Source organism: Allobosea sp. FG18, assembly GCF_057809495.1.
On record NZ_JBMDKB010000006.1, the window covers coordinates 173492 to 190718 of the forward strand.

Annotated in this window: 13 protein-coding genes; 7 read left to right on the forward strand and 6 right to left on the reverse strand. The window is 65.7% G+C overall.

Features of this window, described 5'->3' with window-relative positions:
• Positions 1 to 53: 53 nt before the first annotated feature.
• The 5 genes from ACODTJ_RS09210 to ACODTJ_RS09230 all read left to right on the forward strand — a co-directional run bounded on the left by ACODTJ_RS09210 (position 54) and on the right by ACODTJ_RS09230 (position 5734).
• Entirely contained in the window at positions 54 to 602 is a 549-nt protein-coding gene (locus ACODTJ_RS09210) for a cupin domain-containing protein (RefSeq protein WP_454655375.1), read from the forward strand.
• A gap of 321 nt (positions 603 to 923) precedes the next feature.
• Positions 924 to 2528, forward strand: coding sequence for an ABC transporter substrate-binding protein (locus ACODTJ_RS09215; protein ID WP_454655374.1), 1605 nt, complete (start codon positions 924 to 926; stop codon positions 2526 to 2528).
• Positions 2529 to 2538: 10 nt separating this feature from the next.
• A complete protein-coding gene (locus ACODTJ_RS09220) occupies positions 2539 to 3480 on the forward strand; it encodes an ABC transporter permease (RefSeq protein ID WP_454655373.1) in 942 nt (313 codons plus the stop codon).
• Complete coding sequence (locus ACODTJ_RS09225) at positions 3477 to 4349, forward strand: ABC transporter permease (protein WP_454655371.1); 873 nt, start codon at positions 3477 to 3479, stop codon at positions 4347 to 4349. Before ACODTJ_RS09220 ends, ACODTJ_RS09225 begins: the two co-directional genes overlap by 4 nt.
• A gap of 191 nt (positions 4350 to 4540) precedes the next feature.
• The gene (locus ACODTJ_RS09230) at positions 4541 to 5734 is read left to right on the forward strand and encodes an amidohydrolase family protein (protein ID WP_454655370.1); all 1194 of its coding nucleotides are present in this window, start codon (positions 4541 to 4543) and stop codon (positions 5732 to 5734) included.
• 235 nt (positions 5735 to 5969) lie between these two features.
• Here the strand turns inward: ACODTJ_RS09230 and arcC are convergent, their stop codons facing one another.
• The 6 genes from arcC to ACODTJ_RS09260 all read right to left on the reverse strand — a co-directional run bounded on the left by arcC (position 5970) and on the right by ACODTJ_RS09260 (position 13872).
• Positions 5970 to 6953, reverse strand: a complete 984-nt coding sequence (gene arcC / locus ACODTJ_RS09235) for a carbamate kinase (protein WP_454655369.1) — start codon at positions 6951 to 6953, stop codon at positions 5970 to 5972.
• Positions 6954 to 7051: 98 nt separating this feature from the next.
• Positions 7052 to 8497, reverse strand: coding sequence for a YlbE family protein (locus tag ACODTJ_RS09240; RefSeq protein ID WP_454655367.1), 1446 nt, complete (start codon positions 8495 to 8497; stop codon positions 7052 to 7054).
• Between the two features lie 2 nt (positions 8498 to 8499).
• Positions 8500 to 10044 carry an acyl-CoA synthetase FdrA gene (gene fdrA, locus ACODTJ_RS09245; RefSeq protein WP_454655366.1) on the reverse strand — a complete coding sequence of 515 codons (1545 nt, stop codon included), beginning with the start codon at positions 10042 to 10044 and terminating at the stop codon, positions 8500 to 8502.
• On the reverse strand, positions 10022 to 10942 hold the full coding sequence (locus ACODTJ_RS09250; RefSeq protein WP_454655365.1) for an oxamate carbamoyltransferase subunit AllH family protein: 921 nt from the start codon (positions 10940 to 10942) through the stop codon (positions 10022 to 10024). Before ACODTJ_RS09250 ends, fdrA begins: the two co-directional genes overlap by 23 nt.
• Before the next feature lie 22 nt (positions 10943 to 10964).
• Positions 10965 to 12197, reverse strand: coding sequence for an ankyrin repeat domain-containing protein (locus ACODTJ_RS09255; protein ID WP_488848246.1), 1233 nt, complete (start codon positions 12195 to 12197; stop codon positions 10965 to 10967).
• A gap of 109 nt (positions 12198 to 12306) precedes the next feature.
• Entirely contained in the window at positions 12307 to 13872 is a 1566-nt protein-coding gene (locus ACODTJ_RS09260) for a SulP family inorganic anion transporter (RefSeq protein WP_488848249.1), read from the reverse strand.
• Between the two features lie 257 nt (positions 13873 to 14129).
• Between ACODTJ_RS09260 and ACODTJ_RS09265 the strand changes: the two genes are divergently transcribed.
• Positions 14130 to 15752, forward strand: a complete 1623-nt coding sequence (locus ACODTJ_RS09265; RefSeq protein WP_454655361.1) for a PucR family transcriptional regulator — start codon at positions 14130 to 14132, stop codon at positions 15750 to 15752.
• 457 nt (positions 15753 to 16209) lie between these two features.
• Positions 16210 to 17184: a helix-turn-helix transcriptional regulator gene (locus ACODTJ_RS09270; protein WP_454655360.1), complete on the forward strand. Its 975-nt coding sequence runs from the start codon at positions 16210 to 16212 to the stop codon at positions 17182 to 17184.
• Positions 17185 to 17227: the final 43 nt, after the last annotated feature.

Here is a 17227-nt window from a genome sequence, read left to right on the forward strand (position 1 = left end):
ATTGGTCTGATCTGAAAATCGTTCAAGATCGAGAACAGCAGGAACAGGCCGCGATGAATATCGATGTCGGAGCCCGGCTCAGATATGTCCGGATGCAGCGCGGCCTGTCGCAAAGGGCGCTCGCCAAGCAGGCCGGCGTGACCAATTCCTCGATCTCGCTGATCGAGGCGAACGAGGTGAATCCCTCGGTCGGCGTGCTCAAGCGCATTCTCGACGGCATTCCGATCAGTCTGTCCGAGTTCTTCGCCTTCGAGCCGGAAAAGCCACGGCAGGTGTTCTATCAGGCGCAGGAACTGGTCGAGATCGGCAAGGGCGGCATCTCCTTCCGCCAGGTCGGCGAGAACCTGTTCGGCCGCGCGCTCCAGATCATCAAGGAGCGCTACGAGCCCGGCGCCGATACCGGCCGCGTGATGCTGACCCATGAGGGCGAGGAAGGCGGCGTCGTCATCAGTGGCCGTATGGAACTCACCGTCGGCGAGGAGCGACGCATCCTCGGCCCCGGCGACGCCTATTATTTCGAGAGCAACCGCCCGCACCGTTTCCGCTGCGTCGGCCCGGTTCCCTGCGAGATCGTCAGCGCCTGCACGCCACCGACGTTCTAGGCGCTATCGATATTTGGCTACAGCCGGTTCAAGCCACACCCTTGTCATTCCGGGGCGCGCCGAAGGCGTGAACCCGGAATGACAACGGCGGTTACCGCGCACGGCTTCATTCGATTCCTGCATGATAATAATTGGACGATTTAATTTGAAAATCCGCACCGCGGCCCCATCATACCGCCAAACAATATAACAACTCCGGGGCACAATACTTCGACGCCTTTCGACGATGCCTATGACGTCGGCAGTCGAACCTGCTGGCGTGCAGCTTCTCGATCCCAATCGAAGTCAAACCAACCTCCCCGGCAACACCAGGGACGAAACATGAATAGGCGCGATTTCCTAAAATTCGCCGCGCAGTCGGCTGTCTTTACGCAGCTGGCTCCGTTCTTTACTGCGCCGGCCCATGCCGCCGGCAAGAAGGAACTCCGCTACATTCCCGAGGCGGACCTCAACATCCTCGATCCGGTCTGGAGCACCTCGACCATCGTCCAAGTCTACGGCCATCTGGTGTTCGACACGCTCTACGGCTTCGACAAGGACTACAATGTCCACCCGCAGATGGCCGAGGGCCACACCGTCTCGGACGATAAGCTGCAATGGACGATCAAGCTGCGCGACGGCCTGCAGTTCCATGACGGCAAGCCGGTCCTCGCCAAGGATTGCGTCGCCAGCATCAACCGCTGGGGCAAGCGCGACTTCATGGGCGCGGCGCTCCTCGGCGTGGTCGACACGATGACCGCACTCGACGACCGCACGCTCCAGTTCAAGCTCAAGAAGCCCTTCCCGCTGCTACCGATGACGCTCGCCACCAGCGGCTCGAACATGCCGGCGATCATGCCGGAGCGCATCGCCATGACCTCTCCGACCGAGCAGATCCGCGAGAGCATCGGCTCCGGCCCCTATCGCTTCGCGAAGGAACAATGGGTCTCCGGCTCGAAAGCCGTCTTCGAGAAATTCGCCGGCTACAAGCCGCGCAGCGACAGCTTCGCCCCGAGCTATACAGCCGGCCCCAAGATCGCCCATTTCGAGCGGATCGTCTGGAACATCATCCCTGACGCCTCAACCGCCGCCGCCGCCCTCCAGGCCGGCGAGATCGACATGATCGAAATGGTCGGCGCCGATTTCCTGCCCGTGCTCAAGGCCGATCCCAGCATCAAACTGATGCCGCGCTCGACGCCGAATTTCGCGGTGATGCGCTTCAACCACCTGCAACCGCCCTTCAACAACCCGGCGATCCGGCGCGCGCTGCTCAAGGCCTTCGACCAGCGTGCGATCATGTCCGGCACCTTCGGCGAGGAGAACGCGGCGTTCTGGCAGTCCGGCGTCGGCTTCTTCAGCCCGGATTCGCCGATGACGACGACGGTCGGCCTGGAGGCCTTCACCAGCCCGCGCGACGTCAAGAAGGCGGCCGAGGAGATCAAGGCTGCCGGCTACAACGGCGAGCGCGTCGTGGTGCTCGATCCCGTCGACTATCCCTGGACGCATCCCTGCACCTTGCTCGCCGCCGACACGCTGAAGAAGGTCGGCCTCAACGTTGACATCCAGGCGATGGACTGGGGCACGCTGATGCAGCGCCGCCTCAGCAAGGAGCCCGCGGACAAGGGCGGCTGGAACGTTTTCCTCACCGCTCTCTCAGGCATGAGCAACTTCAACCCGGTCGGGCATGTCGGCCTGCGCGGCAACGGCAACGATGCCTGGGTCGGCTGGCCGACGGCGCCCCGCCTGGAAGAACTGCGCCAGCAATGGCTCGATGCGCCCGACGTCGCCACACAGAAGAAGCTCTGCGAGGAGATCCAGAAGCAGGCGCTGATCGATGTGCCCTATATCCCGCTCGGCGGCTTCGCGACCGTCAGCGGCTACAGGAGCAACGTGACGGATATCCAGCTCCAGCGGCCGCTCTTCTTCACGATGACCGCCAAGGGCTGAGACAAGCCCCATGCTCTCCCATATCGCGCGCCGGCTGCTTGCAGCGCTGCCGGTCATGGCCTTCGTCGCCCTGTTCGTCTTCGGCCTGCTCTATCTCGCGCCGGGTGATCCCGCCGCGATCATGGCCGGGGACCAGGCGACGGCGGCCGATATCGCCCGCATCCGCATCGCGCTCAAGCTCGACGACCCGTTCCCGATCCGCTTCGGGAACTGGGTCTGGAGCCTGCTCCATGGCGATCTCGGCCTCTCGCTCTTCACCAACCAGCCGGTCGCAGCGATGATCGTCCAGCGCCTGGAGCCAACCTATCTGCTGATGCTGATGACGCTCGTCGTCTCGGTGACGCTGGCGCTGCCGATCGGCGTGATCGCCGCCTGGAAGCACAACACGACGAGCGACCGTGCGGTCATGGTCTTCGCCGTGCTGAGCTTCTCGGTTCCCTCCTTCGTCGTCGGTTACCTACTCGCCTTCGTCTTCGGCCTGCAGCTGCGCTGGCTGCCGGTACAGGGCTATGTGCCGATGTCGAACGGCCTCTGGCCGGCGGTGCGCAGCCTGATCCTGCCGGCGGTCGCGCTCGGCAGCGTCTATATCGGCCTGCTCGCCCGCATCACCCGCGCCACCATGCTGGAGGTGCTGGCCCACGACTATGTCCGCACCGCCCGCGCCAAGGGCGCCGAGGAGCGCAAGATCCTGTTCAAGCACGCGCTGAAGAACTGCTCGGTGCCGATCATCACCACCATAGGCAGCGGCGTCGCCCTGCTGATCGGCGGCGCAATCGTCACCGAGACGGTCTTCGCCATTCCAGGCCTCGGACGCCTCACCGTCGATGCCATCCTGCGCCGCGACTACCCCGTCATCCAGGGCGTCATCCTGCTGTTCAGCTTCATGTACGTGCTCGTGAACCTGCTGGTCGACATGCTCTACACCGTCTTCGATCCGAGGATCCGCTATTGACCGCCATCACCTCCGACGCCGCGCCGCGTGGCGGCCGGCAGAGCCGGCTCGGGCAGCTTGCCCGCAATCCGAGCATCGCCTGCGGCGCCGCCGTGCTCGTGCTCCTCATCCTGGTCGCGCTGCTCGCCCCCTGGCTCGGCACGCGTGACCCGACGGCGATCTCGGCCTTCGACCGCGCCAAGGTGCCCTCGGCCACGTTCTGGTTCGGCACCGACATGCTCGGCCGCGATCTCTATTCCCGCGTGCTCTACGGCACCCGCGTCTCGCTCATCGTCGGCTTCTCGGTGGCGATCGGCGCGACCATTCTCGGCGTGCTGATCGGCGTCTTCGCCGGCTTCCTGCCCCGCTTCGACGCCTTCGTCATGCGGGTGATGGACGGGCTGATGGCGATCCCCTCGATCCTGCTTGCCATCGCGCTGATCGCGCTCAACCGCGCCTCGATCTGGAACGTCATCCTCGCCGTCACCATCGCCGAGACGCCCCGCGTCGTGCGCCTGATCCGCGGCGTCGTGCTCTTCCTGCGCGAGGAGCCCTATGTCGAGGCCGCCCGCTCCTGCGGCGCCAGCGTGCCCTGGATCGTCTTCCGCCACATCCTGCCCAACACCTTCGCGCCGATCGCGGTCCAGGCGACCTATATCTGCGCGGTGGCGATCCTGGCGGAAGCTGCCCTCTCCTTCATCGGGGCCGGCGTGCCGCCAAGCACGCCGTCCTGGGGCAACATCATGGCCGAGGGGCGGGCGCTCTGGCAGATCAAGCCCTACATCATCTTCTTCCCCGCGCTGTTCCTCTCGATCACCGTGCTCGCCATCAACATGCTCGGCGACGGCCTGCGCGATGCCCTCGATCCGCGCCTGCGCAAGCGGGTGTAAGTCCTGAACGCCTCCACGGGAGCCAAGCTCGGTACGCCCCACTCTCGTGGATACCTCGCCCCCCGCGCGACACCGGCGGGGCGCCTTTTATGCCGACGGCTGCGGCAAGCTGGTCCTATGATCCGGCCGGCCAAAGCCATCATCGACGTTGAGAAGCCGGCATGCGCCGGTCTGGAAGAAGGAGATGCCTCGTGTCCGATACCCTCTTGATCCGGAATGTCCGCCCGGCCGGCGGCACAGCGACCGACGTGCTGATCCGTGACGGGCGCATCGCGGCGATCGGTGCCGGTGCGACCGGAGGCGACGCGAGTTTCGATGCCGGCGGCCGCCTGATGATCCCCGGCCTCGTCGAGGCCCACACCCATCTCGACAAGAGCTTCTGGGGCATGGGCTGGCACAAGCACACCGCCGGCCCCGCCCTGATCGACAAGATCGAGACCGAGCGCCGCAACCGCCGTGAGTTCGGCATCGATGCCAATCGCCAATCCGGCCGGCTCGTCGCCCAGATGGTCAAGCTCGGCACCACCCATATTCGCAGCCATGTCGATGTCGACACGGAAGTCGGCCTCGCCGGCATCGAGGGCGTCATGGCCATGCGCGAGCGCCTCAAGGACGTGATCGATGTCGAGATCGTCGCCTTCGCGCAATCCGGCATGCTGATCCGGCCCGGCACGCTCGAACTGCTCGACCAGGCGATGGCGATGGGAGCCGATGTCGTCGGCGGCCTCGATCCCTGCACGCTCGATCGCGATCCCAAGGGCCATCTCGACGCGATCTTCGGCCTCGCCGAGACATACGGCCGCCCGCTCGACATCCATCTGCATGAACGCGGCGAGGTCGGTGCCTTCTCGATGGAGCTGATCATCGAGCGCACCCGCGCGCTCGGCATGCAGGGCAAGGTCGCGATCAGCCACGCCTTCTGCCTGGGCATGCCCGATGCCGACCATGTCCGGCGCCTGATGGAGGACCTGGCAAAAGAGCGCATCGCGCTGGTCACGACCGCGCCGGCTTCCTCGCCTGCACCGTCCGTCATGGCCTGCCTCAAGGCCGGCGTCGTCATCGCCGGCGGCTCGGACGGTGTGCGTGACAGCTGGAACCCCTATGGCATGGGCGACATGCTGGAGCGGGCGACGCTGGTCGGCCTGCGCAACAATTTCCGCCGCGACGAGGAGATGGAGCTGGCGCTCGACGTCTGCACCTATCAGGGTGCCAAGACCATGGGTATTACCGATTACGGTCTCAATGTCGGCTGCGTCGCCGATTTCGTGATCCTGCCTGGCGAAACGATCTGCGAGGCCATCGTCGAGCGCCCGGCCGACCGCACCGTCGTCAAGCGCGGCAGGATCGTCGCCCGCCATGGCGAGCTGACCCAGCCCATCGCCTGACGGGCCGATCCTACCTCCGCACATGAAAAGGGCCGCCGGTCACCCCGGAGGCCCTTTTCAGTGCATTTAACAGAAGCCAATTCATCCCGCTCGGAAACACGCCGTCATCCCGGACTTGATCCGGGATCCATGCCGGACCATTTCCGATAAAGGTTCTGGCATGGATCCCGGGTCTGCGCTTCGCTTCGCCCGGGATGACCGCGTTCTTTGAAGACGCGAGAGGCCCGGAAAAGCTTCAGGCCGCCGCCGCGAAGGCTTCGTCGGAAACGATCTGCGTGCCGGCCTCGCCGCGGAGCGCCGCGACCGCATCCTCGATGCGCGCGATGATGCAGCGCCGGCCGCCGCCTTCGATGAACTGGACGGCCGCATCGATCTTCGGCCCCATGCTGCCGGGCGGGAAATGCCCCTCTTCATGCAGGCGCTTGATCTCGGACAGGCTGACGCGATCGAGGAAGCGCTGCTCCGGCTTGCCGAAATGCACGGCGACGCGCGGCACGGCGGTCAGGATGATCATGTCGGGAATGTCGAGCAGGTTCGCCATCTTGGCGGTGGTGCGGTCCTTGTCGATCACGGCCTCGACGCCGCGGCTCTGGCCGTTGGGCTGGCGTACCACCGGCACGCCACCGCCGCCGCCCGCGATCACGACTGCGCCCTTCTCGGCCAGCGCTTGCACGAGGTCGAAATCGACGATGTGCTGCGGCAGCGGCGAGGGCACGACGTGCCGGTAGCCGCGGCCGGAATCCTCCTTCATCAGCCAGCCCATCTCGGCGCTGAGGGCCTTGGCCTCCTCCTCGGTGTAGAAATAGCCGATCGGCTTCGACGGGTTCTGGAAGGCCGGATCGTTCGGGTCGACCTCGACCTGGGTCAGCACGCAGGTCACCTCGCGCGGATTGCCCTTGGCGCGCAGCGCGTTCTCCAGCGCCTGCGTCAGGAGATAGGCGATGCCGCCCTGGCTATGGGCGACGCAGATGTCGAGCGGCATCGGCGCGACGCGATGGCGGGCGATGGCATGGCGCAGCAGCATCTTGCCGACGACCGGGCCGTTGCCATGGGTGATGATGAGCTGCGAGCCGAGCTCCATCAATGGCAGCAGGGCGGCGCCCGTCTCGGCAGCCAGCTTCTCCTGCTCCTCGGCCGTGCCGCGGATGCCCTCGGGATGGATGGCGTTGCCGCCGATGGCGATGATCAGGCGATCCGGAACGGCATCGATCGAAGTCATGAATCCTCCTCCCACGCGCCGGCCGGCAGGTCGCGACGCATGTTGAAATTGTTCGTTGGTGCGGAACGCGGGCCGCTCGGAGCGGCCCGCGGCAGTCTTCAGGCCGCGACGCTTTGGTCGGTGACGCCCTCCTGGCGCGCGAAGGCGAGCAGAGCCTTCTCGAAAGCCTCCATCGGCGGATAGGTGATGCCGGCGCCGATCATGCCGATGCCGGCTTCCTTATGGGCGATGGCGGTGTTGATGACGGGCATGATGCCGGTCTGCAGCACCTTGCGCATGTCGATGCCGGTCGGCACGCCCCTGAAGTTGAGCAGGGGCACCGTGACGTTCGGGTTCTCGGCCGTGGTGATCTCGGCCATGCGGACCGAGAAGCCGATGGCTTCGTCGACCGTGCCGCCGACGAGCGGCACGATGGCCGGCGCCGCCGCCATGGCGAAGCCGCCGATGCCATAGGTCTCGGTGATCGCGCTGTCGCCGATATCGAGGCCGGAATCCTCCGGCTTGTAGCCGGCGAACATCGGGCCGATGACCTTCTGCGCCGGGCCGGTAAACCAGGTGAACCCCGGCACGCCGCTGATGCGGATGCCGAACTCGACGCCGTTGCGGCACATCGTCGTCAGGATGGTCGAGTGCGGCACGTCATGGGCGGCGTCGAGCGCGCATTTGCACATCGCCATCCAGGTCGGCCCGGAGAAATAGTCGCTGCTGGCGACGAAATCGAAGACCTCGCGCTTCTGGGCCGTCGTGAACGACGTCTCCAGGATGAAGGGCGCGAGCTTCTGGATCAGGATCGTCGTGCCGGCCACGTTGCGGTTATGGCACTCGTCGCCCATGTGCAGCGCCTGCGAGAGCAGCAGGCGCAGGTCGATCTCGCCAGCGATCTGCATGGCTTCGCGCAGGATCGGCCCGAGCACGTCGCGCATCCAGTTCAGCCGGGCGATGACGGTCTCATCATTGGCGCCCATGCGCAGGATCTTGGAGAGCTGCTCGCTGAGATTGGTGTAGGCGACGTTGCCATAGGTCTTGTTCTTGACGACGTGCATGAACATCGAGGCCGAGGTCACGCCCGCCATCGAGCCCACGCAGTTATGCTCGTGGCAGGGCGAGAAGGTGATCTCGCCGGAGGCCGCGAGCGCAGCCGCCTCGTCGAGGTTCTTGGCGAGCCCCTCGAAGACCAGCGCGCCGGTGACAGCGCCCTTCATCGGGCCGGACATCCGCTCCCAGGTGATCGGCGGGCCGGCATGCAGGATGGTCGTCTTGGTCATGCCGGGCACGACTTCGAGCGCCGGACCGAAGCCGACCAGTACGGGCTGCGACTTCAGGATGCGCTCGACCGCTTCCTGGTTCGCCTTCTCGATACGCGCCGCGATCTCGGGGCGTGCGAGCGCTTCGAGCGCGTCGATCAGCTCGGGCTTGCCGCCCGCCGGCGGGCGCCAGTCGAGATAGACAGCGCTGCCGCCCTGCTTCTCGATATCGTCCTTGAACATTTCGAGGCCGATATTGATGACGCTGACCTTGCTGAACAGGTCGTTGATGCTGGACATGATCAGTTCTCCTTGGAGACGAAACCGCGCGCCAGCAGGCCGGCATTGGTGCAGCTGCTGGCGATGGTGACGCCCACTTCCGAAAGCTTGGCCGTCTGCTCGGCGAGCGACTGGCTGTCGAGATCCGTGCCGAGGACATAGCCGAGGATCTCGAGGTGGCGGCCCTCGGCCGCCGCGATCTGCTTGGCCTCGACGAGGGCGGGGATCATCACGCCGGCCGGGTCCTCATGGGCGCCGTAGCCGAGGATGAAATCGAGCACGATGACACCGACCGAGGGGTCGCGCGCCTCCTGCACCAATCGTGCGAGGCGCTGCGAGGGGTCGATCATCGGGTGCGGCCGGCCACGGGTGAAATCGTCGTCGCCGAAATCGATGAAGGTGTGCTCGATGCTGGTGGAGACGTCCTTCAGCTTGCGCGCCGGGTCCTTGGCGATGTTGCTGTAGACGTTGTCGTAACTCTCCTTGGCGATCAGCATCATCTCCTCGCAGAGCGTACCGCCGCAAAGCAGCGCGCGGATATAGCGCTGCTCGGGCTTCAGCTTGGCGCGGGTCTCGGCGATCAATGGCAGGTTGAGCGCCCGCTTGTTGATCTCCGCCTCCTTCTTGCCGCCGAGGATGACGGCCTTGAGCGCGGCTTCCTTGGTGGTCTTGCCGAATTGCAGGCCGGCCTTGGTGACGGCCTCCTCCGAGCCGCCGAGCAGGCAGGCGACGACCGGCTTGCCGCAGGCCGCGGCCGCAGCCAACACCTTGTCCTGCACCGACTTCGCCGGGGGCTTGGAGACCAGCACGATCACCTCGGTCGCCGGATCGCGGGCGAGCGCGTTGATGCCGTCGATCATCATGATGCCGCCGACCTTCTCGTTGAGGTCGCGCCCGCCGGTGCCGATGATCTGGGTGATGCCGCCGCCGAAATCGTGGATGCGGGCCGCGACCTCCTGGCTGCCGGTGCCGGAGGCGCCAACGATGCCGATATTGCCGGCGCGCACCGCATTGGCGAAGCACAGCCCGACGCCGCCGATATAGGCGGTACCGCAATCCGGCCCCATCATCAGCAGGCCCTTGTCATGGGCGAGCGTCTTGAGGGCGACCTCGTCCTCGATCGAGACGTTGTCGCTGAACATCATGACATGCAGGCCGCTCTCCAGCGCGCGGCGCGCCTCGCGGCTGGCGAACTCGCCGGCCACCGCGATGATCGCGAGATTGGCGCCGGGCACATGGGCGACGGCTGACTCGATCGTCGCGTAGTTCATCTTGCGGCCGCTCTCGTTGCCGCCCTTCTGCTTGAACAATTCGTCGATCTCGACCAGTGCCTTCTCGGCGATCTCGTCCGATGCCGAGCGCACCACGATCATCAGATCGCCGCTCTGGGCCTCCGCCGCCTCCGGCGTCAGCATGCCGACATTCTGCAGCACTTCTTTGTTCATGGCGGTGCCCATGCCGATCATCGCCTGGTCGACGCCGGCAACCGCATTGGCCCGCCCGGTCACCGACATCAGCGAGACCGAGTCGAAATAGGTGTTCCGCTTAATGGCGGTCTTGATGGCCATGATCCCATTCTCCGTTGTCGATGAGCGACGCCAGCCCGCGGATGACGCCGAAAGCGATCTCGGTCCCGGATGAGGAGCCGATCGCGAGAACCTGTGTGAGTGCCGGCGAGAAGGGCTCGGCGGCCGCGCTGCCGAGCGCGATGATGAGGCGTGCGACCCGCTCCCGGACCTCGCCGCGCGCCGCCTTGGCGATGGCCGCATAGGCGATCGGGTTGGTCGCGCTCTTGGCGAGCCGCACGACGCCGTGCGCGAAGGCATCGCTGCCGAGATCGTCCGGCCGCCGGCAGAGCGCACGGGAAGCGAGCAGCCCGACGAGGAAATCGTCACCGGATGGCGTGAGGCCCGGCCCGAGCCCGAGCAACCGGCCAGCATGGGCCAGCGCCCCATCCGTGTCGCCCCACCCCAGGGCGAGCGCGAGCCCGTCCACGCCTTCATGCAGCATCCGGGTCGTCAATCGTGCGACCTCGGTATCGGCCATCCCCTCGATGAAGCCGCCGGGCGTGCCGTTGCGCCAGATCGCCGCCTCGGCTTCCGCCAGCCGACGACGCAACAGGCCGGCCGCGCAATGCGTTTCAGGGATGGGCGTGTGCCAGACCGCCGCTCCGTCAACGGTGACCATCGCCTTGCCGGCAATGGCGAGGCTGCCACCTCCGGCCCTGACGCTGTCGCCCTGGCAGATACCCATGGCGAGAAAATCATCGGCGGTGACAACCAGCGAGTTCGGCCCGTCATCCAGATCGTCCGTGACCAGCGTGTGCAATTTGCCGCAACACAGGCAGGCGATGTTGACCGCCCGGTGGAAGGCGCTGTGGACCACGCCAGCGAAGGCTGCCCCGTTCACACGGGCGAGGAAGGCGCCGTCACCGGACCTTGCCTGCATCGTGGTATGCGCGCGCATCGGGGCAGGACCTCTGTCGGGCTTAGCTGGCGCGGGCAGCCGGAGGCTGACCGATCGCAGCAAGCTCGACCTGCGCCTCGGCCTCGCGGCCGAGTAGCTTGAGCGACTGCGCCTTATGGTTGCGGTAGAGCGGATTGCCGGGATCGGACGCGATCGCGACTTCGATCGCGCTGATCGCCTCTTCGTGCCGGCCAAGCGAGCGCAGGCTGTTGCCCTTGTGGAAGGCGAAATCGTAGCGGCCGGGATCGAGCACGAGCAACTCGTCCATCGCGGCGACGGCAGCCTCGTGCCGTCCAAGTTCACGCAGATAGTTCGACTTGTGATAGCGCAGGAACTGCGCCTCCGGCTTCTTCGCGATCCCCGCGTCGAAGGCCGCGAGCGCCGCTTCCGGCTGCTTCATCGCCCGCCAGGCATAGGCGATGTAGAAATGGAACTCGATCGCGTCGGGCGTCGCAGCGAGCACCGCCTCGAAGGTGCAGATCGCCTCCTCGTTGCGCCCGAGCTCGTAGAGGTAATAGCCTTTGTAATAGCCGAGATCGGCGTCGCCCGGATGCTGCGCCAGCGCGGCCTCGATGATGGCGAGCGCCTCCTCGTAGCGCTCCGCCTTCTCGGCCTGCTTCGCCTGCCGGATCGACGCTGCGCCCGGCCCGGCCGCAGCACCTTCACCGCGGAAGATCTTCAGGACGCGCTCCTGACCGAGCGCTTGCGCATGCTCCAGCGAGGACTTGCCGTCGCGATCCCTGAGGTGCTGGTCCGCACCCGCCTCGACCAGAGCCTCGACCACGTCGCCATAGAGCCTGCCGCCGTCACCGAGGATCACCGCCTCCAGCAGCGCCGACCAGCCGAGATCGTTTGCATGGTTCACCGGAATGCCGGCGGCCAGGCAGACCCGCACCGTGCGCAGAAAACCCTTCTCGCTCGACGGCAAAAGCGGCGTGCCGCCGAAGCGGTTGACGCTGTTGCGATCGGCGCCCGAGGCGATGGCGAGCTTCAGGATTTCGTTGAAGCCGTTCGCACCCGCGCAGAGATAGGGCGAGAGCATGGTGATGTCGCGGGCATTGACGTCGCTGCCGGCCGCGATCAGGCGCCGCGCCAGCGGCAGGTTGTTCCTCTGCGTCGCCGCCATCAGCGCCGTGCGGCCGGTCTCGTCCTTGGCGTCCACCTTGGCGCCCTCGGCGAGAAGGCGCTCGACAGCAGCCATATCGCCCTTGTCGGCGGCGGCAATCAGGGGCGGGTTGGCGGACGGGGCGTTCATCGGGTCTTCCTGTCGATCGGTGGTGCGGCGCCCGGACAGGCACCGCGAAAGGCATAAGAAGCGAAAGCAAGGCGAGCCCATCCGCAGCGGGCAGGCTCGCCTCGCTGGTTCATGCCTTGCTGGCCTGGGCGGCCGGCTTCATTTCGCCGGCGGAGATCGTCCGGTCCGCCTCGCGCAGGTTGAGGTAGTGCTTGAGCACGAAGACGCCGGCAATCATGCAGTATGCATAGACCAGCGGCATCGCGTGCGGCTGGGCGAAGCCGACCGTCGGCGCGTGAATCACGCCGAACAGCGTCAGGAAGCCGCCGACCAGTGCCGCAACCGCACCGCGCATCGGCTTGTCGGTGATCGCGAAGATCGTGATGCAGCCCCAGGTCATGCTGCTCAACGGCGCGCCGTTCCCGAGATTGGAGAGGCCCTGGTAATAGACGCCCTTCTTGGCGAGCGCTTCGACGCCGACGGTCTTGGCGGCGGTGCCGGCGGCTGCCAGCGTGTTGTTGGCCAGCGTCAGCGCCCAGTTGGCGATCCACGGGAACATCGTGACGAAGATCACCGGCACTTCGTCGCGAGGCGACTCGCGCACCACCTGATTGGCTGTGACGATGCCGATATAGACGAGGATCGGAACCACCGCGACCATCGGGATCAGCGCCAGCAGGAAGGCGCCGAGCCCGAACAGCGAGACCAGGAACATGGTCAGGCCGGTGAAGAAGGTGTAGCCGGTACCCGCGCCGATCGATTTCCAGCCGGCATGGCCGATATAGACAGTGACCGGGAACGGGTTGCCGAACATGGCGCCGAGCGTCGAGGACAGGCCGTTGGCCATCATCACCTGGCGCGTCGGGTAGGGATCGCCGGCGGCATGCGCGCTCTCGATGTTCTCGAGGTCGAACACGTAGTTGGCGAGGCCGAGCGGCACGGCCGAGGCGAGATAGGGCAGCGCATGCGGCAGGCCCTGCATGAAGCTCGAGATGTGCAGCGTCGGCGGGTTGAAGCCGAAAGTGCTCAGCGAGTTCTTGATCTCGGCCGGGCTCTGCAGGCCGAAGATCCAGGCCAGCACCGTGCCGGCAGCGAGCAGCAGGAAGCCGGTCGGCACCTTCGGGAAGATCGGCTTCTTGCCGAACCAGTTCAGGAAGATCAGGGCGAGCACCACGAAGGCGACTGTCGGCGTCTCGAAGGATTGCAGCATCGGGTTCATGGCCAGCAGCAGCAAGCCGAGACCGGCGAGGCAGGACAAGAGCACCGTGCGCGGGATCGTCTTGCGGATGGTCTCGCCCAGGAAGGAGCCGCCGACGAGGATCATCGCCTCGACGAAGCACCAGACCAGCGCGATCTGCAGCGCGAACTCGGCATCCTTTGTCTGGAGATAGACCGGCAGGATGACGAGGAAGGTCACCGTGAAGATCGATGGCGCACTTGGGCCGGAGGGCAGCGCGGTCACATCGGCGCGGCCGGTTTCCTTGACGAGTTTGTAGGCGAAATAGGTGTACCAGAGGCTCGCGGCGAAGACGGCGAGGCCGAAGGCCGGAGCGATCCGGCCATAGACCATCTCCTTCGGGAAGCCGACGACGAAGAGCAGCAGGCCGATCATCGTGAGCAGATTGGTCAGGTTGTTGGCCAGCAGGCCGAAATAGCCGCCCCAGTCGCCCTTTCGCCAGATAAACGATCTATCCATCGGTCTTCCCCATCCTCGCGGGCGCGCTCCAGCGGCGCGGCTCCCCGCAGTCGAACGATCTTCTTTTGAAGGGAGCCTAGTGAGCCGGCGGCAGGCGAACCATTGCCAAGCCGCCTAAATTGACCGGTCTTGTTTTATCCAGATCGGATAAATATCGAACCGTCCTAACCGGGCTTGGCTTGCGAATACCCGCCATTAGCGCATAGATCGACATGGCGGAGTGGCCGCTGGCGCGGGCCACCCTGGGAGCCCGGACCATGGCCCATCAGCTCAAGATTTCCGAACTGCTGCAATTTGCGCCGTTCAAGCAGGCCCGCCTGATTTGCGGGGAAGAAGGCCTCGCCAATCCCGTCCGGGGCGTCAACGTCATCGAGGCGCCCGATGTCACCGACTGGGTGCAGCCCGGCGACGTCCTCCTCACCAATTTCTATTCGCTCGACCGCCTGCGCCCGCTCGACGCCTTCATCGAGAAGGTGGCGGCCCGCAAGCTTAGTGCGTTGATCGTCAAGACCGGCCTCTTCGTGCAGGAGGTCCCGGAGGAGATCGTCGAGGCCGCGCGCAGGCACCGCCTGCCCGTCATCGAGATCCCCCGCAGCGTGCTCTACCGGACCATCGTCCTGTGCATCTCCGAACATCTCCTCAGCGAGCGGCTCGGCGTGCTCGAACGCTTCAAGGAGATCAGCGACCATTTCCTCAGCGCCTCGCTGGCGAACCAGGGCGCCTTCCGCATCCTGAAATCGCTGGAGAGCTTCATCGGCAATCCGGTCGGGCTCTATGACGAGAAGCTGCAATGCCTCGCCGGCACCACCGGCAGCTCGGTGAGCCTCGCCTCGCCCGAAGGGCATCAGGAAGGCGCGCCCTACTACATCCAGACCATCACGGCGCCCGAAGCCGACGACCGCACCTGCAATCGCTACGTCTTCTCGGTCCGCGTCGGGGAGGAGATCAGGCTCTACCTCACCGTGCTCGAACTGAATGGCGAGCTTGAGGACGTCCAGTCGATCGCCATCGAGAGCGCGATCAACGCGCTCGCGCTCGATTTTCTCAGGCAGCAGGCTGTGATCGAGGTCGAGAAGCAGTTCCGCTTCGACCTGATCGGCGACCTGCTCGGCGGCAGCGCTCTGCCCTCCAGCGAATTGCACCGGCGTGCCGGGCTGATCCAGTGGGACCTCAAGCGCAGGCACGCCGTGGTGGTGCTCGGCCTCAAGGCCACCCAGAAGCAACTCACTCCCGGTCCGGGCGACGGCAAGAAGCTGGAACGGCTGGCACAGCTTCTTGCAGACCTCATCGACAATGCCCATGCCCAGGTCCGCGGCGGCCATGTCGTGCTGTTCTGGCCGGCCGGCGAGGGCCGCGACTGGCGCGCGCAGCTCGAACGCCGCTTCGCCGAACTGAACACGCTCTGGTCGCGCGGCGAGGAGCGCGCCGTCCTGCATGCCGGCATCGGCGAGATCGCCGCCGACATCGAAAGCCTGCCCCGGAGCTACCGCCAGGCGCTCGACGCCCTCAATATCGGCACCCGGGCGCGCTTCGAGAAGCAGATCGTCGCCTTCCACGAGCTCGGCATCTACCGCATGCTCTGCCGGCTCGCACCGCAGCACGAGCTCAGGGAGATGATCCCGCCCTCACTGAAACGGCTGGTCTCGGTCAAGACACGGGCCCGGGCCGACCTCGTCGAGACGCTGGAGGCCTATATCGCCAGCAGCGGCAACGCGCTCGAAACCTCGCGGCGCCTCGATGTCCACCCGAAGACGGTACTCTATCGGCTCGACAAGATCAGGACGGAAGCCGGCATAGATCTCGACGACGCCGAGGAGATGCTGATGGTCCAGATCGGCCTCAAGATCCTGAAAATGGAGGATGCGACGGAGGCTGCCTGAAGCAGCGATTTCTTCTCTTAGCGCCCGAAAACTTGGCAATCCCTGCGATTGACCCGAGCCGATATTCCCGGAATGCTCGAAGCCATCGGAGCGATCCGGTCGCGGGATTTGTCGGAGCAGCTTGCGCCGCGTCAACAACGCTAAAAGCACCACGCTTTACCGTGGGCTCCCGAGATGGAGACACGGCTGTGGTCTATACTCTGATCGTCAACGGCCTGCTGCGGCTATCGGCCTTCCTGCGCTGGACACGCACCGGCTAGAGCATTTTCAAGTGAACCGGGCACGAACTCCGTCGCTATCGCGCCGGTGCCCATCATCTCGGGCACGACTCATTCCGGAACGGCGTCGGGGGCTCGCGCCGGCTGCAGGCTTGTAATAAAGGTAAAAGGACCAGCCATCACCGTCAAAGGCCCCGCCGCGCCGCGCGGACCTCATGTCCATCGCGAGGGAGAGCTCCGTGACAGCAGCCCCGTTCCCGATGATGCGGTTGCGGACGGAGGACGTCCCGCGCCGGGAGCAGATGGCCTTCGTCCATGATTTCGTCGCGCGCCATGTCGGCGGGCTGGAATTCCGCCCGGCCGACCAGGACAATATCCGGATCGATATGGAAGCCATGATGCTGCCGGGCGGGCTAACCGTCGGCCGCGGCCTCTATGCGCCGATGCGTGGCGCGCGGACGCGTGGCCTGCTCCAGGACGGCCGCGAGCACTACCTGATGACGATCCATAACGAGGACCATGAGGTCGCCGTCGATGGCGGCAGGATGATCAAGGTCTCGGCCGGCGATGTCCTGCTGCTGAACGAGGCAGTCTGCTTCGAGTTTTGGCAAGGCAAGCCGATGTCCGTCGACGTGCTCTCGCTCGATCAGCGGCTGCTCGCGAGCCTCGCACCGCGCGTGGCGCTGGAAGCGAGTTACGTCATACCGGCGGCATCGGCGTCGCTGTCGCTGCTCTCCGGCTATGCCGAGATGCTGCGCCGCAATCCGCCCGCATCGGTCAGGGCGAGCGAGATCGCCTCGCGCCATGTCTATGATCTCGCCGCCCTGATGCTCGATGGCTTCGTGCGCGGTGGCGCCGAGCGCAATGCCCGCAGCATTGCGGCGGCACGATTGAAACTCGTATGCAAGGATATCCTCGAACAGCTGCCCGATCCCGGTCTCGGGATCGAAGCGGTCGCCCGGCGCCAGGGCATCACGCCGCGCTATGTCCAGCGCCTGTTCGAGACGCAGGAAACGACCTTCTCGAACTTCGTGCGCGACCAGAGGTTGGACCTCGCCTTTCGCATGCTACGGGAGCACGATTCCGCCTCCTGCACGATCACGACCATCGCCTTTGACGCCGGCTTCTCCGACGTCACCTCCTTCAACCGCGCCTTCCGCCGGCGCTTCGAGGCGACGCCCTCCGAAGTCAGGGCCAGCGCCCTGAAGGGCTGATTCAAGCCAGCCTTTTGCAATCCGGCCGCGGAAAAACCTCTAC

Excerpts from the sequence above, each read along its gene's own strand:
- ACODTJ_RS09265 (WP_454655361.1), top strand. The coding sequence starts at position 14,130 with ATGGCCCATCAGCTCAAGATTTCCGAACTGCTGCAATTTGCGCCGTTC.
- ACODTJ_RS09220 (WP_454655373.1), top strand. The coding sequence starts at position 2,539 with ATGCTCTCCCATATCGCGCGCCGGCTGCTTGCAGCGCTGCCGGTCATG.
- ACODTJ_RS09250 (WP_454655365.1), bottom strand. The coding sequence starts at position 10,942 with ATGCGCGCGCATACCACGATGCAGGCAAGGTCCGGTGACGGCGCCTTC.
- arcC (WP_454655369.1), bottom strand. The coding sequence starts at position 6,953 with ATGACTTCGATCGATGCCGTTCCGGATCGCCTGATCATCGCCATCGGC.
- ACODTJ_RS09210 (WP_454655375.1), top strand. The coding sequence starts at position 54 with ATGAATATCGATGTCGGAGCCCGGCTCAGATATGTCCGGATGCAGCGC.
- ACODTJ_RS09260 (WP_488848249.1), bottom strand. The coding sequence starts at position 13,872 with ATGGATAGATCGTTTATCTGGCGAAAGGGCGACTGGGGCGGCTATTTC.
- fdrA (WP_454655366.1), bottom strand. The coding sequence starts at position 10,044 with ATGGCCATCAAGACCGCCATTAAGCGGAACACCTATTTCGACTCGGTC.
- ACODTJ_RS09240 (WP_454655367.1), bottom strand. The coding sequence starts at position 8,497 with ATGTCCAGCATCAACGACCTGTTCAGCAAGGTCAGCGTCATCAATATC.
- ACODTJ_RS09255 (WP_488848246.1), bottom strand. The coding sequence starts at position 12,197 with ATGAACGCCCCGTCCGCCAACCCGCCCCTGATTGCCGCCGCCGACAAG.
- ACODTJ_RS09215 (WP_454655374.1), top strand. The coding sequence starts at position 924 with ATGAATAGGCGCGATTTCCTAAAATTCGCCGCGCAGTCGGCTGTCTTT.